This window comes from Mesorhizobium sp. CO1-1-11 (genome assembly GCF_020164995.1).
Lineage (GTDB): Bacteria > Pseudomonadota > Alphaproteobacteria > Rhizobiales > Rhizobiaceae > Mesorhizobium > Mesorhizobium australicum.
The window spans coordinates 1-26099 of the sequence record NZ_JAIUHE010000006.1 but is presented as its reverse complement, the minus strand read 5'-3'; the positions used below and the strand labels follow the sequence as shown (position 1 = coordinate 26099).

At 63.4% G+C, this 26099-nt stretch carries 26 protein-coding genes and 1 riboswitch; of the genes, 8 read left to right on the top strand and 18 right to left on the bottom strand.

Features of this window, described 5'->3' with window-relative positions; translation table 11 throughout:
* The first annotated feature begins 11 nt into the window (after positions 1-11).
* Positions 12-449: an alternative ribosome rescue aminoacyl-tRNA hydrolase ArfB gene (arfB, locus tag LB554_RS08230; RefSeq protein ID WP_140615117.1), complete on the top strand. Its 438-nt coding sequence runs from the start codon at positions 12-14 to the stop codon at positions 447-449.
* Positions 450-540: 91 nt separating this feature from the next.
* Complete coding sequence (gene lysM / locus LB554_RS08225) at positions 541-1011, top strand: peptidoglycan-binding protein LysM (protein ID WP_015314352.1); 471 nt, start codon at positions 541-543, stop codon at positions 1009-1011.
* 70 nt (positions 1012-1081) lie between these two features.
* Here lysM and LB554_RS08220 read toward each other — a convergent pair whose 3' ends face one another.
* Positions 1082-3280 carry a TonB-dependent siderophore receptor gene (locus LB554_RS08220; protein ID WP_224584076.1) on the bottom strand — a complete coding sequence of 733 codons (2199 nt, stop codon included), beginning with the start codon at positions 3278-3280 and terminating at the stop codon, positions 1082-1084.
* A gap of 237 nt (positions 3281-3517) precedes the next feature.
* Between LB554_RS08220 and LB554_RS08215 the strand changes: the two genes are divergently transcribed.
* Entirely contained in the window at positions 3518-4147 is a 630-nt protein-coding gene (locus LB554_RS08215; protein WP_015314350.1) for an alpha-ketoglutarate-dependent dioxygenase AlkB family protein, read from the top strand.
* A 59-nt stretch (positions 4148-4206) separates the two neighbouring features.
* Here LB554_RS08215 and LB554_RS08210 read toward each other — a convergent pair whose 3' ends face one another.
* The 7 genes from LB554_RS08210 to LB554_RS08180 form a co-directional block, all read right to left on the bottom strand.
* Positions 4207-5691 carry a nucleotidyltransferase family protein gene (locus LB554_RS08210; RefSeq protein WP_224584074.1) on the bottom strand — a complete coding sequence of 495 codons (1485 nt, stop codon included), beginning with the start codon at positions 5689-5691 and terminating at the stop codon, positions 4207-4209.
* Positions 5691-6368: a glycosyltransferase family 2 protein gene (locus LB554_RS08205; protein ID WP_015314348.1), complete on the bottom strand. Its 678-nt coding sequence runs from the start codon at positions 6366-6368 to the stop codon at positions 5691-5693. The genes LB554_RS08210 and LB554_RS08205 overlap by 1 nt, the downstream gene beginning before the upstream one ends.
* 1 nt (position 6369) lies before the next feature.
* Entirely contained in the window at positions 6370-7122 is a 753-nt protein-coding gene (locus LB554_RS08200) for a glycosyltransferase family 2 protein (RefSeq protein WP_224584073.1), read from the bottom strand.
* On the bottom strand, positions 7119-8168 hold the full coding sequence (locus tag LB554_RS08195) for a serine kinase (RefSeq protein ID WP_224584072.1): 1050 nt from the start codon (positions 8166-8168) through the stop codon (positions 7119-7121). The genes LB554_RS08200 and LB554_RS08195 overlap by 4 nt, the downstream gene beginning before the upstream one ends.
* Positions 8169-8200: 32 nt before the next feature.
* The gene (locus LB554_RS08190) at positions 8201-8632 is read right to left on the bottom strand and encodes a PqqD family peptide modification chaperone (RefSeq protein WP_224584071.1); all 432 of its coding nucleotides are present in this window, start codon (positions 8630-8632) and stop codon (positions 8201-8203) included.
* 141 nt (positions 8633-8773) lie between these two features.
* Positions 8774-9874, bottom strand: a complete 1101-nt coding sequence (locus tag LB554_RS08185) for a hybrid-cluster NAD(P)-dependent oxidoreductase (RefSeq protein ID WP_224584070.1) — start codon at positions 9872-9874, stop codon at positions 8774-8776.
* 77 nt (positions 9875-9951) lie between these two features.
* Complete coding sequence (locus tag LB554_RS08180) at positions 9952-11199, bottom strand: aromatic ring-hydroxylating oxygenase subunit alpha (protein WP_140788561.1); 1248 nt, start codon at positions 11197-11199, stop codon at positions 9952-9954.
* A 112-nt stretch (positions 11200-11311) separates the two neighbouring features.
* Positions 11312-11514, bottom strand: a riboswitch (cobalamin riboswitch).
* 492 nt (positions 11515-12006) lie between these two features.
* Here LB554_RS08180 and LB554_RS08175 point away from each other — a divergent pair.
* The 3 genes from LB554_RS08175 to LB554_RS08165 all read left to right on the top strand — a co-directional run bounded on the left by LB554_RS08175 (position 12007) and on the right by LB554_RS08165 (position 12802).
* On the top strand, positions 12007-12207 hold the full coding sequence (locus tag LB554_RS08175) for a DUF680 domain-containing protein (protein WP_015314343.1): 201 nt from the start codon (positions 12007-12009) through the stop codon (positions 12205-12207).
* Between the two features lie 69 nt (positions 12208-12276).
* The gene (locus LB554_RS08170; RefSeq protein ID WP_015314342.1) at positions 12277-12483 is read left to right on the top strand and encodes a DUF680 domain-containing protein; all 207 of its coding nucleotides are present in this window, start codon (positions 12277-12279) and stop codon (positions 12481-12483) included.
* 70 nt (positions 12484-12553) lie between these two features.
* The gene (locus LB554_RS08165) at positions 12554-12802 is read left to right on the top strand and encodes a DUF680 domain-containing protein (protein WP_224584069.1); all 249 of its coding nucleotides are present in this window, start codon (positions 12554-12556) and stop codon (positions 12800-12802) included.
* A 69-nt stretch (positions 12803-12871) separates the two neighbouring features.
* Here the strand turns inward: LB554_RS08165 and LB554_RS08160 are convergent, their stop codons facing one another.
* The 5 genes from LB554_RS08160 to LB554_RS08140 form a co-directional block, all read right to left on the bottom strand.
* On the bottom strand, positions 12872-13984 hold the full coding sequence (locus tag LB554_RS08160; RefSeq protein ID WP_015314340.1) for an ABC transporter ATP-binding protein: 1113 nt from the start codon (positions 13982-13984) through the stop codon (positions 12872-12874).
* Between the two features lie 29 nt (positions 13985-14013).
* Positions 14014-15678, bottom strand: a complete 1665-nt coding sequence (locus LB554_RS08155) for an alpha-glucosidase (protein ID WP_224584068.1) — start codon at positions 15676-15678, stop codon at positions 14014-14016.
* 4 nt (positions 15679-15682) lie between these two features.
* Entirely contained in the window at positions 15683-16837 is a 1155-nt protein-coding gene (locus tag LB554_RS08150; protein ID WP_224584067.1) for a carbohydrate ABC transporter permease, read from the bottom strand.
* 1 nt (position 16838) lies between these two features.
* Positions 16839-17852, bottom strand: coding sequence for a carbohydrate ABC transporter permease (locus LB554_RS08145; RefSeq protein ID WP_140615092.1), 1014 nt, complete (start codon positions 17850-17852; stop codon positions 16839-16841).
* Positions 17853-18025: 173 nt separating this feature from the next.
* Complete coding sequence (locus tag LB554_RS08140; protein WP_224584066.1) at positions 18026-19381, bottom strand: ABC transporter substrate-binding protein; 1356 nt, start codon at positions 19379-19381, stop codon at positions 18026-18028.
* Between the two features lie 364 nt (positions 19382-19745).
* On the opposite strand from LB554_RS08140, the gene LB554_RS08135 reads away from it, so the two are divergent.
* A complete protein-coding gene (locus LB554_RS08135; protein ID WP_140615088.1) occupies positions 19746-20768 on the top strand; it encodes a substrate-binding domain-containing protein in 1023 nt (340 codons plus the stop codon).
* 58 nt (positions 20769-20826) lie between these two features.
* Here the strand turns inward: LB554_RS08135 and LB554_RS08130 are convergent, their stop codons facing one another.
* The gene (locus LB554_RS08130; RefSeq protein ID WP_224584064.1) at positions 20827-21735 is read right to left on the bottom strand and encodes a LysR family transcriptional regulator; all 909 of its coding nucleotides are present in this window, start codon (positions 21733-21735) and stop codon (positions 20827-20829) included.
* 99 nt (positions 21736-21834) lie between these two features.
* Between LB554_RS08130 and LB554_RS08125 the strand changes: the two genes are divergently transcribed.
* Positions 21835-22368: a hypothetical protein gene (locus LB554_RS08125; protein WP_224584062.1), complete on the top strand. Its 534-nt coding sequence runs from the start codon at positions 21835-21837 to the stop codon at positions 22366-22368.
* On the opposite strand, the gene LB554_RS08120 is transcribed toward LB554_RS08125, so the two are convergent.
* The 4 genes from LB554_RS08120 to LB554_RS08105 all read right to left on the bottom strand — a co-directional run bounded on the left by LB554_RS08120 (position 22340) and on the right by LB554_RS08105 (position 26020).
* Positions 22340-23779, bottom strand: coding sequence for a S8 family serine peptidase (locus LB554_RS08120; RefSeq protein ID WP_224584060.1), 1440 nt, complete (start codon positions 23777-23779; stop codon positions 22340-22342). The two genes, LB554_RS08125 and LB554_RS08120, sit on opposite strands and share 29 nt — an antisense overlap.
* On the bottom strand, positions 23769-24437 hold the full coding sequence (locus tag LB554_RS08115) for an anti-sigma factor (protein WP_224584058.1): 669 nt from the start codon (positions 24435-24437) through the stop codon (positions 23769-23771). The genes LB554_RS08120 and LB554_RS08115 overlap by 11 nt, the downstream gene beginning before the upstream one ends.
* Complete coding sequence (locus LB554_RS08110) at positions 24434-25000, bottom strand: sigma-70 family RNA polymerase sigma factor (RefSeq protein ID WP_023772366.1); 567 nt, start codon at positions 24998-25000, stop codon at positions 24434-24436. Before LB554_RS08110 ends, LB554_RS08115 begins: the two co-directional genes overlap by 4 nt.
* A 180-nt stretch (positions 25001-25180) precedes the next feature.
* A complete protein-coding gene (locus LB554_RS08105) occupies positions 25181-26020 on the bottom strand; it encodes an alkaline phosphatase family protein (protein ID WP_224584056.1) in 840 nt (279 codons plus the stop codon).
* Between the last annotated feature and the right edge of the window lie 79 nt (positions 26021-26099).

Below are 26099 nucleotides of genomic sequence, written 5' to 3'. Positions count from 1 at the left end.
ATGACTGCGGCATGCCGATCGACGACGACATCATCATATCGGGCGAAGCCGTGATTCACCCGGGCGACCTGCACGAGGATTTCATCCGCTCGTCCGGTCCCGGCGGCCAGAACGTCAACAAGGTGGCGACGGCGGTGCAGCTTCGCTTCGACGCGCGGAACGCCGAGGGCCTATCGGACCGCGTACGCGAGCGGACCATAAAACTTGCCGGCCAGCGCGCCACCAAGGATGGTGTCATCGTCATCGAGGCCGGACGCTTTCGCACTCAGGAGCAAAACCGCGCCGACGCACGGACCAGGCTGGCGGCACTGGTGGCCAAGGCCGCAGAACCGCCGCCGCCGCCGCGCAAGAAGACACGGCCGTCGAAAGGCGCGGTCGAGCGTCGGCTGAAGAGCAAGGCCGGGCGCGGTACGATCAAGAAGCTGCGCGGTCGCGTGGAGAGCGATTAAGCAACACGCAAATCGTGCCCGCAAAACCACTTTCAATTTTGCGTTGCGGATGCGAGGTTTCCCTTATTGCCACAGCAAGGGAGACCTAGAGATGGGTATGTTCGATTTCGTCAAGAACGTCGGCAAGAAGCTCGGCATCGGCGGCGACGAGGAAGCCGCACCCACCGCCGACACGCTCAAGAAAGAGCTCGATTCACACAAGCTCGGTACCGATGGCGTGCAGGTCGTTGTCCAGGGCGATACGGCGGTGCTGAAGGGCGTCGTCAAGGACCAGTCGATCTTCGAAAAGGCGGTCATCGCCGTCGGCAACACGCTGGGCGTCTCCAAGGTGCAGGCTGACGAGTTGCAGGTCGCGCCGGCTTCCGGCACGGCGGCCGCAGCCAAGGAGCCGACTTTCTATACGGTCCAGAAGGGCGACAATCTCTGGAAGATCGCCGAAAAGAGCTATGGCAAGGGCCAGGGCGCCAAGAACACGGTCATCTTCGAGGCGAACAAGCCGATGCTGACCCATCCCGACAAGATCTATCCGGGCCAGGTTCTGCGTATTCCAGAACTTGGCTAATCGCCGGGCATGGTTGTATCAAAACGCTGAAATCAGTGCGCCGCGCGTCCGAAAGGCGCGCGGCGTTGCCTTACCAGCGGCGCTTCAGCGAAGCCGTGATGTTGCGGCCCTGGCCGATGTAGCAATAACCGGAATTGCACACCGTCGCGCGGTCATCGGCAATGTTGCGGACGGCGAAAGCGGCCGAGACACCTTCATACCTCTTGTCGATGGCGCCGAAATCGTAGGACGCCGAGGCATCGAGATAGACGGCGGCATCGTTCTTGGCGGTGTTTGACGTGTCGGTATAGGTCGCGCTCTGCAGCCGCACGCCGGCTCCCACCGAAAGGCCGGGTGCCGCACTGCCCTCGTCGAATTTGTAGTTCGCCCAGAGGCTCGCGACATGTTCGGGGGTGACGGCGGGGACCTTGTCCAACTCCGTCGAGTCAGGGCCGGCGCCCGTGATCTCGGCATGGTTGTAGTTATAGGCCGCGATCACGTCGAGCCCGTCCATGACGGCCGCGCGGGCTTCCAGTTCAAAACCATTGCTGGTGACCTCGCCCAGTGAACGATAGGTGCCCGCATTGGGATCGACGACTACCGGCTTGTTCTTCTCGACCAGATGGTAGGCGACCGCGGACAGCAGGATATCCGTTCCCGGTGGCTGGTACTTGACCCCCACTTCGAACTGTTCGCCCTTCGTAGGCTGAAGAATGCCGCCGCCATCGGCCGAGCGGTTCGAGATCGGTTCGAATGACGTCGCGTAGCTGGCGAAGGGCGCGACGCCGCTATCGAACAGATAGAGGGCGCCGGCCTGCATGCTGAAGGCGTTCTTGTCCACCGCTTCGGAACCGCCCCCAAAATAGTCGCGCGTCTGCTCGACCCAGGTCTGGCGGCCACCGAGCGTGAAACGCCATTTGTCCAGTTCGACCTGATCCAGCGCATAGACGCCGGTCTGGCTCAGATCCGCGTCGGACGCAGAGAACGTGGTGTCCGGGGTCGGGCCGGAGAAACCGTAGGTCGGGTTGGCAATGTCGAAATCGTAAGCCGGATCGGTCGGATCGAACCCATAGCCGAAGGAAGAGGTCAGGTTCGTGTAGTCGAGGCCGAGAAGCAACGTGTGGGCGAGCGCCCCGGTGTCGAACCTGGCCTCGACCTGATTGTCGGCCTGGAAGACGTTCATTTCGTCGCGAATTGCGGTCGCATAACGATGCGCGACCGTACCTGTCCAACCGGAGACCGCGAGATAGCGCGACCTCAGGTCGAGATGGGAGTATCGTACATTCTGGCGCACCGTGATGCCGCCGCCGAAATCGTGCTCGAACTTGTAGCCGACCTGCTGCTGCCGGATCTTCTGATGGTCATAGTCGGGGTCGCTCTCGCGCAGGGTGTGGACCTTTCCCGACGGATCGGTGATCACGCCGACATTGGAATCGGTCTCGTCCGCCTGCACCAGCCCATAGATGGTGAAGGACGTCGCGGCGTCCGGATTCCAGGTGAACGACGGCTGCAGCAAATAGCGGTCGTCGGCGATGTCGAAATTGGTGTCGCCGTTTCGCGCCAGGCCGACGATCCTGTAGAGGAAATCGTCACTGCCCTTGGTGACCGGACCGCCGAAATCGAAGGCGGCCTGCGCCCTGTCCTTCGTGCCATAAAGCAGTTCGACTTCCCTGATCCTGTCCTTGGTCGGCAGCTTGGGCACCTTGTTGACGATGCCTGCCGGCGTTCCCGCGCCGTAAAGCACCGATACCGGTCCCTTGATCACCTCGACGCGTTCGAGCGAGTAGGGGTCGGTGCGGAACGTGCCGTAGTTGATATAGGGCTGGCGCAGGCCGTCCTTGTAGTCGCCGAGCGTGGTTGCGTCGTAGCCCCTGATATAGATCTGGTCGAATCGCGGGTCGAATCCGTAAGCGCCGGTGCTGACGCCTGAGGAATAACGCACCGCCTCGATAATGTCCTGCGCGCCGCGCTCATCGAGTTCCTTGCGTGTCACCACCGAGACGGAGCGGGGCGTTTCGATGAGGGGCGTGTCCGTCTTGGTCGCACCGGAGCTGCGCTTGGCAGCCACCGTCCTGTCGTCCTCACGGGACGTGTCGCCGCCGGCCTCGCCGCTGACCGTAATGGGCTCGAGCACGGTGGCGCCGCCCGATGCCTGGGTGCCTGCCTGCTGGGCGGAGGCTTGGTAGGCACCAGCCAGCGTCGCCAGGCATGTCGTGGCAAGCAGCCCTCGCCGCGACCAGATGCAGCCCCGTTCGATCGCGTTGAAGCCTTGAAGAAATGTCACTTCCATATCCCTCGCTCTCGTTGGCTGCCCGCGGCTTCTCTGGACGCGGAAGCTGAAAATTCTTGCGTCAACCGGTCCGGTTCTAAATCTTGACTATGTTAGTCATCTTTGTTCGTCAACCGCCATTTGGCCAAGACGAATTCGCTGCGGCCATCGCTCGTAAAAACCACGACCGCTTTCGGGTCGCCGTTTTCGTCTGGCGGTGGCATGCTGAGGCTCCGAACCATTCACATGAGCCAACCCATGCTCGTTCTGCCCAAAGGCATCCGTCACATGCCGGCCCATCTGTCCCGCGCCGTCCAGGAGACGCTGGTCGAGGAGGTGAGAAGCATTGTCCAGCAGGCGCCGCTGTTCGTGCCGGCCATGCCTCGGACCGGCAAGGAGATGAGCGTGCGCATGACCAATTGCGGTCCTCTCGGCTGGGTCACCGACAAGGAACGCGGCTATCGCTACCAGCCGACGCATCCGCTGACCGGAGAGCCGTGGCCGCCTATCCCCGACAGTCTGCTAGACCTGTGGCGTCAGGTGTCGGGCTATCCCAATCCACCGCAGGCCTGCCTGATCAATTTCTACACGCCGGAAGCGAAGATGGGCCTGCATCAGGATCGCGACGAGGCCGATTTCTCGGCACCCGTCGTCTCCGTCTCGCTGGGTGACGATTGCCTGTTCAGGGTCGGCCAGACAACCCGCGATGGCGCCACCAAATCGTTCAGGCTCAAAAGCGGCGATGTCGTCGTGCTTGGCGGCGAGGGCCGTCTTGCCTTCCATGGCGTCGACCGCATCTACCCTTCGACCTCGGCGCTGCTCAAGAACGGCGGCAGGATCAATCTGACGTTGCGGCGGGTGACGAAGCCCGACGAGGGCGCCGTATAGGCGAGGGTTCGCGCCCCGCACGGCGCCGCCGACCTTTGGGCGACCAGCGATAGTTCAGTTCAGCGCAGCGGTGAAAAAATCGCCGAGACCAGATGGAAAGGCAAAGCGCCGTAGGTGGCGACCGTCGCCTGATCGTCCCATTGGCGGAACTGCCGGGACGGTCGCGCTTCCAGCGTCAGGGCATGCTGTCGGCCATCGAACGTAACCTTGCCGCGAAAGCACAGCACCCGCTCTCCACCAGACCGGCTGATGGCCATCGCACGCAGACGCGCGACGTGGTCGTCGCCCACATTGATCTCCATTTCGATGCGGCGCCGGACCGGCGGGACGCTGATCCTGATCGTGATGTCCAGCATCATCTCCCCTGCCGTCGCAGGGCACGGTATGGCCTGCGAGAAGGCCAGGGGCGACTGTCCTTCCAGCGGCTCGCGAGGTGCCTGCCTGCCGCGCCATGCTCTGCCGCGCCATGCCCTGGCGGGCGGCTCCTGCCGCAGCCGACCGCTCTTGCGTCTCAGCCGCAACTGCTTGGCGAAGCCGCGCGACAGCCAGGTCAGCCTGCCGAAGTCGGTTCGCGGCTTGGCCTGCAGCACCGCCGACCAGCGTGCAAGGCCGGTGCGGTCGGCCATGTCCAGCACGCGCGCCAGCACCTTGTCAGGCACCGTCACGCCAACATCGAGCGCAAGGTAGGAAAGCGCCACCGCCGCGGCAACGGCAAGGCCACGCCTGGCGACGACATCGAGGAACACGTCCCAGTCGACGCCGCCGGCGCGAATGGCCACCGCGCAATCGACCAGCCAATCGCTGTGGGTGTGGGCATCGAGCCCGCCATGCGCGATGGCGAGCGCGATGCGATCCGCGGGCGACGGCACCAGCACGCCGACACCGCTGAATTCGGCCGTCGCCGCGCGCTGCCAGATCTCCTGGTCATCCTCGTCGCTTTGCTGCGAGCCGTCATAGGCAAGCTGGTGCAGATCGATATCGCCATAACTGCCCTTGAAAAAATTCATCGAGCGCAGCGACGCCAGCCTTGTCCTCAGATATTGGGGACTCACCCCGGTGGCGATCTGCCAGTCGCCGTCGCGCAGCACGCCGAACGCCGCCGGCATGTCCTGCGGCCGCACCAATATGTCGATGTCGTGCGCCACCCGGCCACGCTGCGCCGAGGCGTTCAAGGCAATGCGGCTGGCACCCTTGATCAGCATCACCAGGCAGCCGGAATCCGTCATCGCCTGCAGCGCCGGTTCGGCCTCGCGCATCGCCATGCGCGACTTGGTCCACAGCATCTTTTGCAGGCCGACAAGGCGCGGATAGGCGGATTGGCCGGCCAATTTCCGGCCGAACCGATCGCAGATCGCGGCCAGCAGCCGGTGTTCCCTGAAGGAGACAAGGTCGATGTCGTTCGCGTTTAGCCACTGCATGGCGCAACCGGCGGCCGCGTCCTCATCGACAAGAAGGGCAGCCTTGAGCAGTTGGTCGAGCCCGCCCGTCGGCCAGGACCAGCCATAGTCCGGGAAACGTCGGCTGATGCGGCGAATGCCCGCCATCAGCCCGCGCCGGCCTTGTTCCGGGCCCGTCGCAGCATGGCGAGCCGCGCCACTTCGAGATAGCCGCGGTCGCGCGCCGCATCGCGGCCATAGGACAGGCTGCCGGGCCTGATGCGGCGCAGCGCCAGCACCTCCTCCACCATGTCGAGGGCAAGGCCCGTCTCGCGTGCCCGCGCGATCCAGTCGATCATTTCGCCGCGGCCGCCCGGCGGATCGACGATTGGTCCGACGGTCTCGGCGGCCTCGCGCCGGATCAGCATCGTGGTCCGCGACCAACCGGGTACGATCGCGTCCTCGGGTGCATCGGGCCGGTCATTGCGGAAGTTTCGCAAATGGCAAAAAACGCCCGACGTTGCGGGATGCCTTTCGAGATGCGCGAGCTGTGTTTCGGCCTTGCTCGGCAGCCACAGATCGTCGGCATCGAGCGTTGCAATGAGCGGCGTCGACAAGGCGGCGATGCCCCTTGTCGTGGCGCTCCCAGGTCCGGCATTTGCCTGGCGCAGCAATTGCAGCGGCAGGTCCGTTCCGCCGATCGCCGCCGCGAGATCGTCGCTGGATCCATCGTCGACGATCACCACCAGCTCAGGCCGCACTGTCTGCGCCGCGACCGATCGCAGCGTCTCGGCGATGGTGCCGCTGGCGTTGAAGGCCGGTATGACGACGCCATAGCTCCGCATGCTACATGAAGCGCCAGTTGGCGAGTTCTTTGACATCGAAGATGCCTTCGATCCCGCGCAGTGAAGGGTCGGCCTTGCGCCGTTTCATCGATTTGTGGATGGCCCGCAAGAATTCCCGAAGGGATGTGTCGACCTGCTTCGTCATGTTGCCGGGATGACGTCGGTAGTAAAGCGATACGGTATCCGGCAGGACGAATCTGGGGCCGCTTTCAAAGGTGCGCAGCAGGTAGTCTGTGTCTTCGGCCTGGCCGAAGGCCTCGTCGAAGCCGCCGATCCGTTCGATGAGCTTACGCGAGAAAATGCCTGACGACAGATGAATTCCCCGCACGGTCATGAAATGGCTGCCGGGGCAGGGTTCCAGCAGATCGTCGTCGATGTGTTCGACCATCATCATCAGGGAATAGGTAAGCTCCAGAGCGGGGTCGGCGTCAAAGCATGTGATATCGGCCTTGAATCGTCCCGCAGGCGAGACATCATCCGAATCGAGGAACGACACGAGCTCCGTTTCCGGCGTGAGCAGTCTGAGACCAGCGTTGCGAGCCCGGGTCACGCCCATGTTCTCTTGCCGGAAAAGACGAATGCAGGGGTTCTCGGCCATCATCGAACGCACGGCCTCCGGCGACCCGTCGGTCGAGCCGTCGTCGATCACGATGATGTCGAGATCGGCGGCATCTTGCTGCCGCACGAGCGAGCGCAGCGCCGAGACGACATAGCGCTCGCGATTGTACACAGGCATGATCACGCTGAGCTTCACCGGGCGCCTCGTGTCAGGAAATCCTCGATCGTGCGGGCGATCTCTGCCGGGTCGATGCCGAGGGACAAACGGAAGCACGGCAGGTGGCGCGTCAATTCGCTGAAGAAGCGAAAGCCGCTTTCGCGCTCGCCCGGCATCTGGGCGATGCCGGACGGCGCCAAGGCAATCATGGCATCCCTGCGCGACACCGGCATAATCGAACTTGCTCCGCCTCCGCTGATATGTGGCACCACCAGCGCGACGATGTCCAGCATGGCGGGCACCGGCCGAGGCGCGATATCATGAATATGGAACGTGTGCTTGCCTTGCCAGTTCAGCGGGCCTTGCGCCGTTAGCCGCTGCCGCAGGCCCAGCCGGGCGAAACCTTCCGTGTCCTGCTTCAACGTCGAAAAAAGGGGGCGCGCGGTCACGCCGTCGGTGAGATCGATCAGCACATAGTCGTCGCCGACACTGTCGAGCCCGTTAAGCAGGCCGGCGGCGACGGTGCCCGATTTCCCGGCCCCGCCCGAGCCGGCAAGCAGAATACCGTTGCCGTCGATGCCAAGCGTGCCGGCATGCGTCAGCCGCATGCCGCGCGCGGCATATTCCCAGTGCAGGAAGGCGCGCAGCGGTGCTCCCGGCTCCCAGGGCGGAAAGGCATCGGCCGAGGCCATCAGCTGCACGCCGACGCGGCGGTGCGGATCGTAGACCTGCCAGAAATCCAGGTCGTGGAAATGGTGCCCGCGCAAACCGGCTTCGGCGAGCCGTTTGGCAAAACCGTGCTCGGTGAAATGGGCATCGCCCCAGTGCGCCGGCTCCGGGATGCCGTCAATGCCGGGATGCGCGATGAAGATGCGACCCGTGGACGGTGCCGGCTGGTCATGCCCGGGCTCGACAAAAGCATGGCCCAATGCATCGGCAAGCACGCCGTGACCGAGATGCACGGTCAGCTCAAGCCAGGGCAGGCGAACCTTTCGCATGGTCGGATAGCGCGCGGCCGCGCCTTCAGCGGCGGCGATGAGATACCGGGCGTAATCCGGCAAGGTTTCGAGCGTGACGCGGGGCATCAATCGCCTTCCCTCACGCTGCGGCCGCCCCGTCAGGAAGCCTGCTTGACCGCCGGCCAGCCGAGAGGTTCCTCGACCTCGTGGATGGGATCAACGACGATCAGGTCGGCGAGGTCGTCGTGAATGCTCACATTGAGCGGCTCGTTCGTGGCGGCAAGCTCGGCAGGCAAATCGCCCGGCAAAGGCTGCGCCGCCGCGTCCAAGCGCACCAGCAAACCCAATTCGAGCAATTGCGATATGAAGTGTTCGAGTTCGGCCTGGCCTATTGTCGAGCCGCCGGCGCTCAGCCCGACCAGGGCCTGGGCGTCCGCGCCGGATGAAAGCGCCTGCCATACCTTGCTGCCGGAATCGGAAAAGCCGAAATATTTGCCATTGGCAAGATTGAGCACCACGGCCTCGCCATCGAAAGACTCGAAAACGATATCCCGGCTCGCTACCGCATAGGCGTGGGAGTCATGCGTCATTGTTGCCCCGTCCTGCATTTCCTGCCCGCCAGCAGGACCGCTTCCACCAACAACGCCTGTAAACTTTCAGGTCTTCCTTGGCAAGGTAACCTTTGCCGGCAACGCGGGACCATTTCCGGGTTCAGTCGAAAGCCGGGCGGATCAAGCCTCGATTTCAAGCGGCGACAATGGCTTGGAACAACAGGCCAGGATGAAGCCATCATCGATCTCATGATCGAGGATGCCGCCATTGTGGCTCATCTCGACGCTGCCGGAGACTTTCTTCACTTTGCAAGTTCCGCACAGGCCGAATTCGCAGGCGGCCGGTATTCGCACACCCGAGGCGCGCGCCGTCTGCAGCACGGTCTGGCCGGCGACACAGTCGGCGTCGACATCCGAAAGCGCGAAGCGGATCGGCGTCGCGGCTTCGACGCAAATCGCCGCGTCGTCTTCAGCCGGCGAGGCAAACGGCTCCGGGATTTCCTCCGCCGCCGGCGCGGCAAAGCTCTCCTGATGGTATTTTGCCATGTCGAACCCGGCGGCCTCCAGCATGCCGCGCACGGCGCGCATGAAAGGGTCGGGGCCGCAGCAGAAGATTTCGCGTTCGCGGAAATCGGGCGCCAGGAGCGGCAGCCGGATGGCGTCGATGCGGCCCATATGGCCGTACCAGCCCTCGCGGCTCGACCGCTCCTCGATCATGAAGCCGAGCGACAGGCCCGGCATATGGCCGCCGAGCAGTTCGAGTTCCTTGCGAAAGATGATCTCTTCCGGGCGCCGCGCGCAATTGACGAAGCCGACATCGGTCCATGGCGCGCAGTCGTTCAGCCAGCGCAGCATCGACATCATCGGCGTCACGCCCGAACCGGCCGAGATGAACAGGTATTTCGCCGCCGGGTGGCTGTGCAGCGAAAAGTCGCCGCCCGGTCCATAGGCCTTGACGTGGGAGCCGGGCGTCAGGTGATCGAACATCCAGCGTGTGCCGACGCTGCCCGCTTGCGCCTTCACCGTCACCGCGATCGAGAATGGCCGTGACGGCGATGATGACAGCGTGTAGGTGCGCATCAGCGGGCCGTCCGGTGTCGGCAATTCCAGCGTCACGAACTGGCCCGGCTTGTAGCGGAACCAGGTCTGGTTGTCGGAGCGGAAGGTGAAGGTCTTGACGTCGGGCGCCTCGTCGCTGACGCCGGTTACTTCCAGCACCTGCAGCCTGTCGTTCCACGGCGCCATCTGGTCGAGGTGGCGATAGAGGCCAAGATCAGTCATGGCGTTCATCCCTGCATACCTTTCATTTTGGGCGTGTCGTGATCCCAAAGCCGCTGCACAGTTTTGGCCGACATGCGCTAGGCGACACTGCGCAGGGCAGGCCGGCCGTCTTCGGAAAGCCGTGGGCCGATAAAGCGCGCGTACCAGTCGACGAACTGGATGACGCCGCCCTCGTGCAGCTCCGAATAGGGACCGGGCTCGTAGGCCGGCGACAGGATGCCGAAGGCATTTTCCTCGACGATGCGGCGGTCCTGGTCGTTGGTCTCGGTCCAGACATGGGTGAGTTCGGCGAGATCGTAGTCGACGCCTTCCACGGCATCCTTGTGGACCAGCCATTTGGTCGTAACCGCTGTTTCCGTGGCGCTGACCGGCAGCACGCGGAACGTCACCGCATGATCCACGAGGATATGGTTCCAGGTTGTCGGGTAGTGATAGTGCATCAGCGTGCCGATCCGGTCGGCCGAGACGCTGTCGGACAGGTTCTTCTTCACCGCCCGCTTGCCGGTCATCGTGTAGCTCTGGGCATCGCGCAGCAGCGGCGCGCGGGTGGCGCGGTATTGTCCGGCCGGGTCGATGCGAAACTTGCTGGGCAGGCCAACAGCTTCGCACTTCGCCCAGTGGGCCAGCATCTCCGGATCGCTGTCGGCGCCTTGCACGCCGGTCACGGTCGGCGCTTCCGGGAAGGTCTTGCACAGCTCAGGATGGTTGCCCGCGCAATGGTAGCATTCGCGGTTGTTTTCCCAGACCAGCTTCCAGTTGCCCTTCTCGATGATCGTGCTCTCGAAGGCGATCTTGGCCTCGCTCAGCCGGTGCGGCTGGAGATAGGGCTCGATCATCGCCCGCATCGGCGCGAAGTCGGCGGGCTCCTTGGCCAGGCAGATGAAGACATAGCCGGCGACGCTTTCGCAGGCGACCGGCTTGAGCCCGAACTGGCTCTTGTCGAACCCATCGGCCATCTGGCGGGCGAACAGCAGCCGGCCGTCGAGTTCGTAGGTCCACTGGTGATAGGGACACACCAGTTTGGCGGCCATGCCCTTGTCGGTGTTGCAGACGCGGCTGCCGCGATGGCGGCAGGAATTGTGGAAAGCGTTGATCTTGCCCTGCTGATCGCGCACCAGCACGACCGGATAGTCGCCGATCTGCACGGTGATGAAGCTGCCCGGCTTGGGCAACTCGCAATCATGGCCGATGAACAGCCAGTCGCGATACCAGATCAGTTCCATGTCAAGCTTGAAGTAGTCCGGGTCGGTATAGAAGGGCTGTTCCAGCGAAAGGCCCTGTCTGCGGCCGTTCAAAAGCCTCAGCATGTCGTTGCGCGCGTCCATGTCCTGTCCTCATTTTCAAGGACTGAACTGGTGGTGATGGAGGAAGGACTGGGCGCAAGCCGGCGAAAGCCGGACAACACCATCCGCCCCTTGACCGCCCACCGCGATCAGTCGAGTTCTAGCGATCTCGGGCTGGTTTCCGGGCTCTGGAGTTGTCCTGGCGGACCATCGCGACACCTTCCCAAGCTTTCGCCCAGTGGTCTCCCGTTGCGACTTGAACTCCACCACCGTTGCGGGGGCAGCGCCGGAATCTGACCGGCTTCCCAATTCTCCGCTCCGTCGTCACGCAGCGGCACCTGAGATCGCTCGATCTAATCACGACAGGGTTTGCGACATCGGCACGAAAGCGACATCGCATCCATGCGGCGCGACACATACGCGGGATCGTCCCGGCGCGGTTGCAGCGGGGGAATCGCCTTTTCTCGCCAGGCGCGCGGGCACCGTTTTCGACCCTCAGCCGGGCCGGAAAAGGGTTAATGGTTTCGAAAAGTGACTATTAGCAGAGTCTAAAATCGAACCGAACGGTTCGTTTCTGTTGACGGTGCGTGCAGGACGGTGTGAACGCCCAGCCTTCCGACACAGTTGGTGATCGGGTCGTGATCTTAGACAACTATTTGATATCAAATGGAAAAATGAGACATGTAGAAGGCGTTGGTACAATTTCAAGTGGTGGAGTCATGGTCCACGCTGAACAACTTCGTGATTGGAAACGGCAAGGGGGCTCTCCCACATCGGGGCTGTCCGAACGACGCGATTTAATCCCAAGACACGCCGCTAGACGGACGGGAAAAATACTGGAGTACAAAAATGAAAAAGATCATTCTCACTGCCGCCGCCCTTCTGGCTATTTCCGGCAGCGCCTTCGCTAGCAGCGACCATTATGGTTCGAACGCCGCGACCCCCACGGCTACTGTCGACAGCTCCTACACCGCTTCGACCAAGAAGTCGGAGCCGGCTGCCCAGACGCCTGTGACGGGCGCCGACCACAACCTCTTCGGCAACAATTAATAGCCATCCCCGGCACGCGGCGGGTGACCCTGCCGCGCTGGTGGACCCTACAAATTCAGGAGTATTAAAATGAACAAGATCCTCATTGCTGCCGCTGCCGTTCTGGCTCTCTCCGGCAGCGCTTTCGCCGGCAGCGACAACTATGGTTCCAACGGCGCCAACCAGGCTGCTGCCGCTTCGACCGACAATTCGAACACCGCGTCGATCGGCAAGTCGGCTCCGGCCACCTCGGCGCCTGTCCAGCAGGGCAGCGACCGCAACCTCTTCGGCCATTAACGGCCATCCCACGGCCGGTGGGCTCTGGCCCGCCGGTCCGCGGGACTTCCAAAATTCAGGAGTACCTAAAATGAACAAGATCCTCATTGCCGCCGCCGCCGTTCTGGCCGTCTCCGGCAGCGCCTTCGCCGGCAGCGACAATTATGGCTCCAACGGCGTCAACCAGCCCACTGCTTCGTCGACTGTCAATGTCGATACGTCGCATACAGGTGCGATCCGCAACAGCGATTCGCCTGTCTACAAGCTGCTCAACTCGTCCGGCGACGTGCAGAAGCCGGTCCATCAGGGTGCCGATCGCAATCTCTTCGGCAACAACTAACCAGCCTGTGCAGACAAGAAGAGGGGGGGGCCTGGCCCGCCGCTCTTGTTCTTTACCGGACGGCCGTCTTCAGGCCGCCTTTGCTTCCGCTTCGTGGAGGGCAAAGGAGCGACCATCGGCATCGAAGATATGGAGATCGCCGGCATTGGCGGTCAGCCGCAGCGTCGAGCCGCGCTTGACCTCGACATTGCCCGGCAGCTTGGTCACCAGCGGCAGGTCGGCCCGGCCGATATCGACATAGACCAGCTGGACCTCGCCAAGCTGTTCGAGATAATCGACGGTCCCCTCGAACAGATAATCCGCACCGCTGGCGATCGCGAGATCTTCCGGCCGTACGCCGAAGCTGACCGCCGCTCCCTTTGCCGAAGCAGGTGTCGCGATCGGCACCGTCGCCTTGCGGCCGCCGACATGGCTGACGATGGTCGGATTGCCCGTCTTGTCGACCGTCGCCGGCAGGATGTTCATGGCCGGCGAGCCGATGAACTGGGCGACGAAGAGGTTGCCGGGGTTCTTGTAGAGTTCCATGGGCGTGCCGACCTGCTCGATGTGCCCGTCCTTCAGCACGACAATGCGGTCGGCCAGCGTCATCGCCTCGACCTGGTCGTGCGTGACGTAGATCATGGTCGTGTTGGGCATCGATTCCTTGAGCTTGGCGATCTCGATGCGCGTCGCAACGCGCAATGCGGCGTCAAGGTTCGACAGCGGTTCGTCGAACAGGAACACCTTCGGATTGCGCACGATGGCGCGGCCGATGGCGACGCGCTGCCGCTGGCCGCCCGACATCGCCTTGGGCAGACGGTCGAGATATTTGGTCAGCTGCAGGATCTCGGCGGCTTGCCGAACCCTTTTGTCGATCTCGGCCTTGCTTTCCCCACCGATCTTCATCGAGAAGGCCATGTTGTCGTAGACGGTCATGTGCGGGTAGAGGGCATAGGACTGGAACACCATGGCGATGCCGCGCTTCGAGGGTGGCACGTCGTTGACCACGTGGCCGTCGATCTTGAGTTCACCCGACGTGATTTCCTCGAGCCCGGCGATCGAGCGCAGCAAGGTCGACTTGCCGCAGCCCGACGGGCCGACGAAGACGATGAACTCGCCCGATTTGATGTCGAGGTCGATGCCGTGGAGAATGTTAAGATTGCCATAGGACTTCTTCACTTGTCTCAAATTGACATCGGCCATTGGTTTCCTCCAGTGATTCCTCGGATGTTTCAGCCTATGCGTCCGAACCAGGCGCCGTAGCCGCCGAGCTCGACCGACCCGGTGCTCGCCTGCCTGGAGAACCCGTGTCCCGGCAAAGGTTGCAGGGTTCGGCTGCCGAGGTCAACCTTCGCCGGCGTTGCGCCCAGATTGAAGACGCAGACGATCTCCTCATTGCCTGCCCGGCGGGTGAAGGCGACGGTGTCGCCCTGGCTTTCGATGAAGGCGATGTCCCCCTTGGCCAGTGCCGGATGAGCGCGGCGGAAGGCAAGAAAGCGCCGGTAATGCTCAAGCAGGGAGGTTTCGTCGCCTTGCTGCACGTTGACCGCCTGCGGCAGATGCTCGGCCGGCACCGGCAACCAGGGTTTTGCCTGGGAGAAGCCGCCATTCCTGGCATTGCCATCCCACACCATGGGCGTGCGGCAGCCGTCGCGGCCCTTGAATTCAGGCCAGAAACGGATGCCGTAGGGATCCTGCAGATCCTCGAAGCGCAGGTCGGCCTCGCCGAGGCCGAGTTCTTCGCCCTGGTAGATGCAGACCGAACCGCGCAGCGACATCAGCAATGCCGAGATGACCTTGAGATAGGCCGATGGGTCGGCCTCGTCGGCGGCCCAGCGCGAGGCCGGCCGCATCACGTCGTGGTTGGAAAACGCCCAGCACGACCAGCCATCGCTGGCCACCCGGCCAAAAGCTTCCAGCACCGAGCGGACCTTGGCGGCACTGATCTTTTCCGGCGCCAGGAAGTCGAAGGAATAGCACATGTGCACGCGCTTGCCGCCGGCGGTATAGGCGGCGACCACGTCCAGCCCGCGTTGCGAATCGCCGACTTCGCCGACCGCTGCGGTCGCCGTGTACTCGTCGAGCAGCGCGCGGAAGCGCTCGAGGAAGGCGAGGTTTTCCGGTCGGCTTTTGTCGTAGATATGGTCCTGATAGTTGTAGGGATTGACCGCCGGCGCCGTCTGGTCGTTGCGCTGTTCCGGCGGCAGCGGCGGGTTGTTTTCCAGCCCCTGGCTGTGGAAGTAAAAATTGATGGTGTCGAGGCGAAAGCCGTCGACGCCGCGTTCCAGCCAGAAGCGGGTGACGTCGAGCAGCGCGTCCTGGACTTCGCGGTTGTGGAAATTGAGGTCGGGCTGCTCGGCCAGGAAATTGTGCAGGTAGTATTGCTGGCGGCTGGTGTCCCATTGCCAGGCCGAGCCGCCAAAGATCGACAGCCAGTTGTTGGGCGGCGTGCCATCGGGTCTTGCATCCGCCCAGACATACCAGTCGGCCTTGGGATTGGTGCGGCTCGAGCGGCTTTCCTTGAACCAGGGGTGGATGTCGGCGGTATGCGACAGCACCTCGTCGATCATCACCTTGAGGCCCAGTCGGTGCGCCTCCGCCGTCAGCGCATCGAAATCCGCCAGCGTACCGAACATCGGGTCGACGTCACAATAATCCGAGACGTCATAGCCGAAATCCTTCATTGGCGATTTGAAGAAAGGCGAGATCCAGATGGCGTCCGCGCCAAGGGCGGCAATGTAGGGCAGCCTGCCGATGATGCCCTTGAGGTCGCCGATGCCGTCGCCATTGGAATCCTGATAGCTGCGCGGATAGATCTGGTAGATCACCGCGCCCCGCCACCAGTCGCGGTCGATGGCGGGGTCTAGTTTCGAAGTCGCCTTCAAAGCCGATTGCATGGTCTCAACCTCCTTTCACCGAGCCGGCCAGCAGCCCGCGGACGAAATAACGCTGCAGCGAGAAGAAGACGATCAGCGGCACGATGATGGTGATGAAGGCCGATGTCGTCAGGATCTCCCAGTTACCGCCACGCGAGCCAAGCAGAGCATTGAGCTTGGCCGTCAGCACGATCTGATCGGGCGCCGTTCCGAGGAAAACCATTGCCACCAGGAGATCGTTCCATACCCACAGGAATTGGAAGATGGCGAAAGAGGCAAGCACCGGGAAGGACAGCGGCAGCACGATCTTGACGAAGATCTCGAAATCGCTGGCGCCGTCGATGCGCGCCGATTCCATGATCTCGCGCGGCAGGCCGGCAATATAGCTTCGCAAGAGGTAGATGGCGAAGGGCAGTCCGAAGCCGGTATGCGCCAGCCAGATGCCGAGATAGGTCTTGGACGGCACGCCGAAGAACGTGCCGACGCCATTGTAGAGCTTCAGAAGTGGAATGAGCGACATCTGCAGCGGCACCACCAGCAGGCCGATGACGACGGCGATCAGTAGCGCGCGGCCTGGAAAGCGCATCCAGGCCAGTGCGTAAGCCGCAAAGGCCGCGATCAGGATCGGGATGACGGTCGCCGGGATGGTGACCGTTAGCGAATTCATGAAGGAGCGGCCGATGCCTTCGGAAAACAGCACGGTCTGATAATTGTCGGTGGTGAATTTCGGCGGCGCCGACGAAGCATAGTAGACGCGCTGGCCCCGGTCGCCCTCGAACGCCTTTGGCGAGGCCATGACGAAGCTGCCGTCGGCGTTGAGTTGCAGGGTCACGCCGTCACCGAGATCGGCTGATGTGCCGGCAGGATACTGCGTCGGTGCCGCCGCCTTGACGCCGAAGGCACTGATGCTGCGCTTGGCCCCGTCGCCGAAGATGTTGCCCTGGAGAACGAACTTGCCGTCCTTTTCTATTTGTGTGGAGGCGGCCGGTAGTCGGCCGGCTTCTGTCTGGCTGGAACTGGCGAAGGAATTCCACCAACCCGAGGCGATGATCTGGTCCTTGTCGCGCAGCGACGAAACGAGGATGCCGAGCGTCGGGATGGTCCAGATCACCACGAAGACGAGCACCGCGATATGGACGCCGAAACGGCTGGCGAAGGAATTTCCGGTCGCGACGGCCATCTCAGTGCCCTCCCGTCTCTTTGTTGGCCTGGCGGATGTTCCAGACCATGATCGGAATGACGGCAATCATGATGATGATGGCTATGGTCGCGCCGCGGCCGAAATCGCCGCCGCCGCGGAACATCCAGTCGAACATCAGATTGGCCAGCACCTGGCTGTTCCATTGACCGTTGGTCATGGTCAGAACGATGTCGAACACTTTCAGCACCAGGATGGTGATGGTGGTCCATACCACCGCGATGGTGCCCCAGATCTGCGGCACCATGATCTTCCAGAAGATCTGGAACGGGTTGGCGCCGTCTATGACCGCGGCTTCCAGTGTTTCTTCGGGGATGCCGCGTAGCGCCGAGGACAGGATGACCATGGCAAAGCCGGTCTGGATCCAGATCAGGATGACCATCAGGAAGAAGTTGTTCCAGAACGGCAGCGATATCCAGACCTGCGGCTGGCCGCCGAAATACTGGATGATGGCGTTGAGCAGGCCGATCTGGATCTGGCCCTGGCCACGATATTCGTAGATGAACTTCCAGATCACGCTGGCGCCGACGAAGGAGATGGCCAGCGGCAGGAAGATCAGGCTTTTGGCAATCGTTCCCCACCATATCTTGTCGGTGAGCACGGCGATGATCAGGCCGAGGAAGGTGCAGGCCGCCGGCACCACCGCCAGCCACAATATGTTGTTGCGGATGGCGTTTCGCAGATCCGGATCGCGCAGCGCCCATTCATAGTTGGCGAACCCCACGAAACTCGTGCCGCCGCGATCGAAGAAGGACAGCCACAGCGTCGCGATCACCGGATAGACCAGGTAGATGGTCAGGATGATCAGCGCCGGACCCACGAACAACCAGGGCCGCACCAATCCCTGCCGGCGCAGATTGTTGACGGCGGCCGCTCCGGACACTCCGCGCGCGGGGAAGATCAGGTCAAGCAGTTTGTTGGCGCCCCAGAAATAGGCGACGCAGCCGCCGACGCCGATGATGATGACGAATATTGCCGAGAAAATCTGAGCCGCCATGGGTCCCTCTCCCTGCGCGTGACCGGCCAGCGGTGCTGGCGACCGATGCGCCGACTTTCAGTTATTCGGAACAATCGAAATGCGAAGCTTCCGGCGTGCCCCGCCGGTCGGATCCGGGCCGTAGCCCGAATCCAGTAGCAAGATGAGGAAAGATCAGGTCGCGCCGGAGCGGCCTATTTGATGGCGTCCCAGCTCTTCTGGATGTCGGTGGCGACGTCCTGGGCGGACTTGCCGCCGACCAGGTCGATCATGCCAGTCCAGAACGAGCCGGCGCCGACCTTGCCGGGCATCAGGTCGGAGCCGTCGAAGCGCACCGTCGTGGCGCCGACCAGGATCTCGCCCTGCTTCTTCAGCGCATCGCTGCCATAGGCGTCCTTGTTGGCCCCCTTGAAGGGTGTGACGAAGCTCTTCTGTGCCATCCACAATTCATGCGCGAGCGGCATTTGCAGGAACTTGATGAATTCGCGCGATGCCTTGGAATCCTTGGTGATCATCACCAGCGTTCCGGCGACTTCCAGCGGCGTCCCGAGCTCCGGCTTGGAGCCGTAGGGCGGGTAGGGGAAGAAGTCCGCATCCTGGCCAAGCTTCACGCCTTCCGGGAAGAAGGAGGGGATGAACGATGCCTGATGGTGCATGTAGCACTTCGGCGGTACGGTGAAGAGGCCCTTCGGGCTGTCGCGGAAGTCGGTCGCCGCGACCGCCTTGGCGCCGCCGTCGACCATCTTGTCGTCGGTGGCGATCTTGCCGAAGATGTCGATGGCGTTGACCACGGCCGGGTCGTTGAACGGAATCTCGTTCTTCACCCACTTGTCGTAGACTTCGGGAGTCTGCGTGCGCAGCATGATGTCCTCGACCCAGTCGGTCGCCGGCCAGCCCGTCGCGCCGCCCGAACCAAGCCCGATGCACCACGGCTTGCCGCCATCGGCGATGATCTTCTTCTCGAGTTCGGCAAGTTCTTCCTGCGTCTTCGGCACCTTGTAGCCGGCTTCCTCGAAATTGTCGGGCGAGTACCAGACCAGGCCCTTCACGTCGATCTTGTAGGGAAAGGCATAGAAGCCTGGCTTGCCGTCCTTGCCGTTGTAAGTGCCGAGCTTGGCCCAGGAGTCGCCGGCGGCGTAATTCTCCTTGACCCAGGCTGCGACGTCGTTGCCGAGCGGGGTCAGCACGCCCTTGGAAGCGAGGTCCTGGATGAGGCCCGGCTGCGGCAGGACGGCGATGTTGGGCGGACTGCCGGCCTGGGTGTCGATGACGATCTGCTGCTCGTAATTCTCGGACGAGGAATATTTGACCTCTGCGCCGGTGGCTTCGGAGAAATAATCAAGTACTGACCGGACAAGCGTCTCGTCCTCGCCACGCCACGGTCCGAAAATGGTCAGGGTCTCGCCCTTGAGGTCGACTTTCTTGAGGTCCTCGTAATTCGCCCAGTTGAAGCGCTTGTCCTCGCCCGGCTTGAACTTCAGTTCGGCATGCGCGGGCGCGCTCAGGGCAAATGCGGCAGACGCAACACCCAGCAAAAGCATTTTCTTCATCGGTATTCCTCCCAGTGGGTCATACACACCGGACGGAACCTCCATTCCGCCCGCCGACGCCGCAGGACTGTGACTCAGTCGCAAGGGAACCGCAACCTTTCGAACAGTCTTCCAAAGCGCTTTGGCTTTGTTGATCTCGCCACTGAATCAGGCGGGAGTCAAGGGGAATTAGGAACTAATCGATTTAGTCGCCACCTGCCGCAGCCCGAAATTTGCACCGCAACATGCTTTTTCGGCACTGCAGCAGCAATTTTCGTTTCAAACCGGGCCCCGGCACGCTTATGGTCCATTGTGGAGTTGGCCACGCCCTTGTGGCGTTTGGGTCGATTCAATTTAAAAGCGCTTTGAGGCAGGGAGGCCTCTCGTGAACCTCAAGCAACTCGCGCATATGCTGGCGCTTTCCCAGACCACGGTAAGCCGGGCGCTAAACGGCTATCCCGAAGTCAACGAGGAAACCCGCAGGCGTGTCATGGACGCAGCCAAGCGCCACGGCTATCGCCCCAATCCGAGTGCGCGCCGGCTGGCCACGGGTAAGTCCGGAATGATCGGCTATGTCCTGCCGACGGGTGCAGCCGTCGACATCGATCCCCATTTCGTCGAATTCCTGTCCGGTCTTGGCGACTATGCCCGCTCGCACGAGCTCGACCTTGTCCTGTCACCGACCGATGCCGATGACCAGGAAACGACCTACCGCCGCATCGTCGCCAACCGGCAGGTCGATGCCGTCTACATCTCTTCGCCGAGGCCGCAGGACAGGCGCGTGGCGCTGGTCAACACGCTCGGCATTCCTTTCATCGTCCATGGCCGCAGCGAGGGCCTGAATTTCGACTATCCCTTTCTCGACATCGACAATGAAGGCGCCTTCCACGAAGCCGCGCGGCTGCTCGTCCAGCTTGGCCACCGGCGGCTGGCGCTGATCAACGGCGACGACCGCGAGACCTTTGCCATCCACCGCGAGCGCGGCCTGCGCCGGGCGCTGGCCGCGAGTGGCCTGGCATTGGACGATCGCCATGTCTGCTCGCTCGTCATGACCGAGGAGAACGGCTATCGCGCCGCCCGGCGCCTGCTCGAACAGGAAGGCGCGCCGACGGCAATCGCCTGTTCCAGCCTGATCATGGCGCTCGGTGTCGTGCGCGCGGTGCGCGACCTTGGCCTCAGCATTCCCGGCGACGTCTCGCTGATTGCCCATGACGACGTTTTTCCCTGGCTGAAGCCGGAGAATTTTTCCGTGCCGCTGTCCACGACGCGCTCGTCGATCCGGCTGGCCGGCGCACGCATCGCCGAGCGGCTGGCGGCGCGGATATCGGGACTGGAGGACGGCGCGCGCGGCGAGGTCTGGCCGGTCGACCTGGTGGTCAGGGGATCGGTCGCCGGCGCGCCGGCCTGACCACTCGCCAGCGGGGTCAATTGCTGGAACGACTTCTGCGCTGCCTCTGCCCGTTGTCTCAGACCGCGGATTTAAGATGATCGATGAAGGCGCGCAGCTTCGGCAGGACCTGACGCTTGCCAGGATGATAGAGGAAGACGCCAGGTGTCGCGCCGGCAAAGTGTTCCAGCACCGGTTTGAGTTTTCCCTGTTCTATTGCGCCGTCGGCGACAGGCCGAGGCGTCTGCGCCAGGCCGACGCCTTGGATCGCGGCCCCCAGCAAGGTTGGATAGTCATGCGCGATCAGCGGGCCCGAGACGACCGCCTCGATCGCCCCGTTGCCGTCGGCGAAGGACCAGGGTGCGATGGCGCCGTTCGCGCGGCGCAGGCGCAGGCAGGCGTGGTGGCGCAGATCGGTGATCTGTTCTGGCTGGCCGTGGCGCTCGAGATAGTCCGGGCTGCCGACGACCACGAAGGAGAAGGGCGGCGTCAGCCGCACCGCGATCATGTCGGGCGCGATGAACTGGCCCAGCCGGATGCCGGCATCGAATCCGCCGGCGGCGAGATCGACCATCTCGTCGCTGGCGGCGATCTCCAGTTCGATCTCGGGATAGGCCCGGCAGAACGACGCGATCATAGGCTCCAGGATCAGCGGCACGACCGCGCGGGGCACGGACAGTCGCAAAAGCCCGGTCGGCCGCTGGCCGACATCGCGGGCGACCTCGCCTGCGGCCACGATCTCTTTGAAGGCAGGTCCGGCGCGGTCGAGGAACCGCTGGCCAGCCTCGGTCAGGCCGACGCTTCGGGTCGTGCGGGCAAACAGGGCCGCACCGATGCGGGCTTTCAGCGCGCGCACCGCCTGGCTCACCGCGGACGGCGTTACCGCCAGTTCCGCCGCGGCACGGCGGAAGTTACGATGCCGCGCGACGGCCAGGAATACCTCGACCCCGTCCAACGCACCGTGCCGGATTGTGTATCTCTGCTTCATAGGCTGTTCTGATTACAGCGGATGGCCGAACTATGAAAGCAGTCTTAGCTAACGGTCGACGTGCGCGGGACCGCATGACCACCTGTTGCGAGGGAACCGATGTCAACGCCGATGCTGTTCCAGATCCAACTCGTCCTGGGCTATGTCGCATGGCTGCTTTGCTTCGGTGCATATGGCCTGCCATGGCTGGACTCGATGGATCGGATGGCGGCGCAACGCGCCATTGCCACGCTGCACAGTTTCCGCTTCTTCGGTCTCGTGTTCCTGCTTCCGGGCGTGGTCGGCCCCAATCTGCCTGCCGGCTTCGCCATGTTCGCCGCCTATGGCGACTTCGCCACCGGGGTGCTGGCCATGCTGGCATTGCTGACGGTCAGAGTTCGCTTGCTCTTCTGGTCGTTCGTCGTCGCCTTTAATCTCGTCGGAATGGCCGACCTCGTCGTCGACTATTACCACGCGGTTCAGGAAGGCCTTCCCGAGCACGCGGAGCAGTTGGGAGCCACCTACGCGATCCCCATCATCTACGTGCCGCTGCTGATGATCACGCACATCGCCGCGTTCTGGTTCCTGCTTCGTCCCGGCAAAGCGCGGCCTGAGCCGTCGTTGGCTATTCCTTCGCCGTCCCTGCAGCCTTGATGTCCAGCAGGCCGTAGCCGAAATCATTGTCGCGCCCCTTAAGCCCGAGATCCTTCGCGGTCGCCGCAAGCGCCTTCTCGATGTCGTCGGCCGAGCGGTCGGGCGTGGCATGGATGAGGTTGGCGATGGCGCCGCTGACGATTGCCGCGGCAAACGAGGTGCCGGTAACGACATCCGAGCCGGCGCCGCTCGGCGCCACCATGTCGACGCCCGGCGCCGAGATGAACACATAGGCGCCGCGATTGGCCTGCGGCATGAGCCCGTCCTTGGCGTCGGTGGCGGTCACGGCGATGACGCCGTCAAAGGCGGCCGGATAGCCATAGGGGGCCTTCGGCCCGTTATTGCCGGCCGCCGCCACCAGCACCATGCCAAGCGCCCGTGCATTGCGGCAGGCGGTGCCGAGCAGGTCGTTTTTCGGTCCGACGAAGCTCATATTGATGATGCTGACATTCTGGTCCGCCGCCCAGTCGAGCGCCGACAGGATGACGTCCATGGTCGACTTGCCGCCCTCGAAGGCGCGCGCATGGTAGATCCTGGCGCCCGGCGCCATGCCTTCCAGCGGGCCGACGCCGGCAATCAGACCGTCGATCGAAGTGCCGTGGTCGCGCTTTTCGATCGGCACGTCGGGCATGGCGTCGAACTGCGCGGCGATGACGCCGGCAAGCGCCGGATTGCTGTCGTCGATGCCGGTATCGATGACGGCGACGCGCACGTTCTCGCCGCTGGCCTGTTTGGCGTCGAGCGCGATGCGGTCGAAGGCATAGTTGACGATGCCGGCCGCCTGCTGCAGCGAGTAGATGTGGTTGGGCTCGCGGCGCCGCGTGCGGCCGTCGGCGGCAAGCTGCGCCAGCACCACGCCGACAGGGCGGCCATCGGGAATGCCGAAACGCACCAAAGTGGCGCCAAGCAGCCGGGACTGGCGCTGCGAGCGTACTTCTAGGCCGAAGGAAGCGGCGATCTGCTGCACGGCGCCGGCATCGCCATCGACCGTCACCAGCACCTCGTCCGGCACGAACTCCCCGGTCACGGCGCGCCGCGACTGGACGGTGATGAGATCGGTCGGCGAGACGATCGGTCCACTGGCTGGTGGGCCGGCCTGGTTGCCCCCGGGGGAAGTCGCGGGCTCCGGCCGTGGTGCCGGCACCGGTGCAGGAGGGGCGGCCGGATTGGGGAAAAGGTCGACGATCAAGGCGGGCAGAAAAACGGCGCTGGCCTGGGCCGCACCCGACCCGCTTTTGGTGGCGCCGCCGTCCTTGACGCAGTCGGCCGCCGTTGCATTGGCCTCGTTGCTGCAATCGATTTTGGCCCGCTCGGGATTAGCCTCGTTGGTCTGCGCCGACGCAGGCACGGCGGCGATTGTCATCGCCGCCGCAAGGACAGCCGCAAATCGAATGACCGCCTCAGCCGCCATCAACAGGTTTCCTTCCCTCGATCACGGTCTCGGCGAAAGGCTGCGCGGCAACAAGGCTGCGCGCCTTCTCGTAGTCGGCGGCTGTCGTCGCCGGAATGGCGAGCCTGAAGACGCCATCGGCGGTCGGTCCGCCGATGATCTTGAGCTTGTTGGCGTCGAGGAAGACGGCAATGTCGGCCATCTTGGCGTCCGGCTTGAACTTGACCAGCGCAAACGGCAATTTGGCCAGATCGTCTTGTGCGCCGGCGATTTCGAAATTGCCGCCCTTGCCGCCGGGCTGCACCAGCGACTGCACCGCGATCAAAGCCAGCAGAACCGCGGCCGCCGCCCAGGCGACGCCGACCGGCACCGCCATGAAACGGCCCCACGCCTGCGCCAGCCAGGACGATCCGGCCGGCCTGCGTGCAGGCCCGGCCTCCGCGTCCAGCGCCTTGGCGAAGCGGCTGAGCGCATCGGCCGGCGGGCGGATCGCCTCATTGGCCGCCGCCGTACCGGAGAACTCGGCTTCCGCCTCGCCAAGCGCGGCAAGTGCCGAGGGATCGTTGGCCAGCCATTCTTCGACGGCTTCCAGATCCGAACCTTCCAGCGAGCCGTTCAGGTAGAACGGCAGCAGCGTTTCCATTTCGTCGCGGCGCGACATCTTTTCAGCGGCGCTCATGGCCACCCCCTGTCGTAACCGGCGGCTTTCAGGGCTTCGCCGAGTTTCTTGCGGGCGTAGAACATACGGGTTTTGACGGTCGCGACCGGAATGTCGAGCACCTCGGCGATCTCGGTCACCGACTGGCCCTGATAATAGGCGAGGTCGATCACCGTGCGGTGCTCCTCGGGCAGGGCGTCAATCAGGCGGCGCAAGGCGGCGGCCTTATCCTCCTTCATGGTGACGACCTCGGGCGTGTCGGCGCTGTCGGGCACCGCGGCGGCGGCCTCGTCGTCGATCCAGTCTTCCTTCTTCTTGCGCAGCAGCGACAGCGCCTTGAAGCGGGCGATGCCGAGCAGCCACGTCGAGACTTCGGAGCGCCCTTCGAAACCCGGCGCCTGGCGCCACAGTTCGAGAAACACCTCGTTGGCGATATCGTCAGCCATCATTTCCGATCCCGTCTGGCGCGCCACGAAGCGGTAGACCCGCGCGTGGTGACGCATGAACAGGAGCCGCACGGCGGCCCGGTCGCCCTTCGCGACCCGGTCGACAAGCGCGCGATCGGTCTCCGTCGCCGCTGTCATGGCCGGTCGAGCCGCCTGGCTCCTGTTTGCTCTGTCGCCGATCGGTCCAAAAAGGTTCATCCTCCGCCAAGGAATTTCGGGAGGCTAACCGAAGAGCGGGGCGGTTGCCAGAGCATCCCTTCGCCCCGTTTAGGGGGAGAAGGTGCCGGCAGGCGGATGCGGGAGGCGCCAGCCGCTCGATCAGGTGAGAAAAGCCTTCGCCTTCATCGTCGCCGGCACCGGCACGCCCAGCCGGCTCAACACCGTTGGCGCCAGTTGCAACTGGTCGAGCAGCGTGTCGGCTTCCGGCCCTTTGCCTTGTCCGAAATAATACAGTGCGAAATCCTGCATCTCGTCGTCATGGCCGCCATGGTGACCGCGGTCGGTCTGGCCATGGTCGGCGGTGACCATGACCTCGTAGCCGGCTTCGATCCAGCCCGGCAGGAAGGCCGCCAGCATGCCGTCCATGGCGTAGCAGGCATGGTCCATCTCGTGGCAGTCATGACCGAAGCGGTGACCCATCGAGTCCAGCGTGCAGGTGTGCAGGATACCGTAGTCGATGTCGTGGCGCCGGGTGAGCATGGTCAGCGTCGCGAACAGGTCGACATCGCTCGGCGTCATCTGGTTCTTGAGATTGTAGCCGGTCATGGTGTGGAAGCGGCCATGCGTGATCGGTCCGCCGGGCTCGTCATATTCCATGTCTTCGACGAGGTCGAAGGGGTAGGAACGGAAGAATTCAGACCAGTAGGAATGGGTAACCGCGCCGGTCCTGCCGCCGGCCTTGCTGACTTCCGAGAAGATATCGGGCTGTCCGACGCGAAACCGGTTTTCGTTGGACAGGATCCCGTGCACCTGCGGCGAAACGCCGGTGTGGATCGAGGCATAGCAGCAGGCCGAGGTCGACGGCAGCACCGAGCGCACCTTCCACACCCGCGCCTCGCCCGATTGCACCCAACCCTCGAGATTGCCCATCAGCCGGCGCCAGTTGCGGTAGGGAACGCCATCGAGGATGATCAGCAGAAGCTTGGATTGGATCGCCACCGGTTACTCCACGCGATTGTTGAAACGAGCGCGCCGCGTGTCGTTCGGACACGCGCTTCAAGCGGCCGGGATTCGACAA

Bases quoted from the DNA above. Each gene is read 5' to 3' on its own strand.
- arfB (WP_140615117.1), top strand. From the start codon at position 12: ATGCCGATCGACGACGACATCATCATATCGGGCGAAGCCGTGATTCAC.
- lysM (WP_015314352.1), top strand. From the start codon at position 541: ATGGGTATGTTCGATTTCGTCAAGAACGTCGGCAAGAAGCTCGGCATC.
- LB554_RS08220 (WP_224584076.1), bottom strand. From the start codon at position 3,280: ATGGAAGTGACATTTCTTCAAGGCTTCAACGCGATCGAACGGGGCTGC.
- LB554_RS08215 (WP_015314350.1), top strand. From the start codon at position 3,518: ATGCTCGTTCTGCCCAAAGGCATCCGTCACATGCCGGCCCATCTGTCC.
- LB554_RS08210 (WP_224584074.1), bottom strand. From the start codon at position 5,691: ATGGCGGGCATTCGCCGCATCAGCCGACGTTTCCCGGACTATGGCTGG.
- LB554_RS08205 (WP_015314348.1), bottom strand. From the start codon at position 6,368: ATGCGGAGCTATGGCGTCGTCATACCGGCCTTCAACGCCAGCGGCACC.
- LB554_RS08195 (WP_224584072.1), bottom strand. From the start codon at position 8,168: ATGCCCCGCGTCACGCTCGAAACCTTGCCGGATTACGCCCGGTATCTC.
- LB554_RS08190 (WP_224584071.1), bottom strand. From the start codon at position 8,632: ATGACGCATGACTCCCACGCCTATGCGGTAGCGAGCCGGGATATCGTT.
- LB554_RS08185 (WP_224584070.1), bottom strand. From the start codon at position 9,874: ATGACTGATCTTGGCCTCTATCGCCACCTCGACCAGATGGCGCCGTGG.
- LB554_RS08180 (WP_140788561.1), bottom strand. From the start codon at position 11,199: ATGGACGCGCGCAACGACATGCTGAGGCTTTTGAACGGCCGCAGACAG.
- LB554_RS08175 (WP_015314343.1), top strand. From the start codon at position 12,007: ATGAAAAAGATCATTCTCACTGCCGCCGCCCTTCTGGCTATTTCCGGC.
- LB554_RS08170 (WP_015314342.1), top strand. From the start codon at position 12,277: ATGAACAAGATCCTCATTGCTGCCGCTGCCGTTCTGGCTCTCTCCGGC.
- LB554_RS08165 (WP_224584069.1), top strand. From the start codon at position 12,554: ATGAACAAGATCCTCATTGCCGCCGCCGCCGTTCTGGCCGTCTCCGGC.
- LB554_RS08160 (WP_015314340.1), bottom strand. From the start codon at position 13,984: ATGGCCGATGTCAATTTGAGACAAGTGAAGAAGTCCTATGGCAATCTT.
- LB554_RS08155 (WP_224584068.1), bottom strand. From the start codon at position 15,678: ATGCAATCGGCTTTGAAGGCGACTTCGAAACTAGACCCCGCCATCGAC.
- LB554_RS08150 (WP_224584067.1), bottom strand. From the start codon at position 16,837: ATGGCCGTCGCGACCGGAAATTCCTTCGCCAGCCGTTTCGGCGTCCAT.
- LB554_RS08145 (WP_140615092.1), bottom strand. From the start codon at position 17,852: ATGGCGGCTCAGATTTTCTCGGCAATATTCGTCATCATCATCGGCGTC.
- LB554_RS08140 (WP_224584066.1), bottom strand. From the start codon at position 19,381: ATGAAGAAAATGCTTTTGCTGGGTGTTGCGTCTGCCGCATTTGCCCTG.
- LB554_RS08130 (WP_224584064.1), bottom strand. From the start codon at position 21,735: ATGAAGCAGAGATACACAATCCGGCACGGTGCGTTGGACGGGGTCGAG.
- LB554_RS08125 (WP_224584062.1), top strand. From the start codon at position 21,835: ATGTCAACGCCGATGCTGTTCCAGATCCAACTCGTCCTGGGCTATGTC.
- LB554_RS08120 (WP_224584060.1), bottom strand. From the start codon at position 23,779: ATGGCGGCTGAGGCGGTCATTCGATTTGCGGCTGTCCTTGCGGCGGCG.
- LB554_RS08115 (WP_224584058.1), bottom strand. From the start codon at position 24,437: ATGAGCGCCGCTGAAAAGATGTCGCGCCGCGACGAAATGGAAACGCTG.
- LB554_RS08110 (WP_023772366.1), bottom strand. From the start codon at position 25,000: ATGACAGCGGCGACGGAGACCGATCGCGCGCTTGTCGACCGGGTCGCG.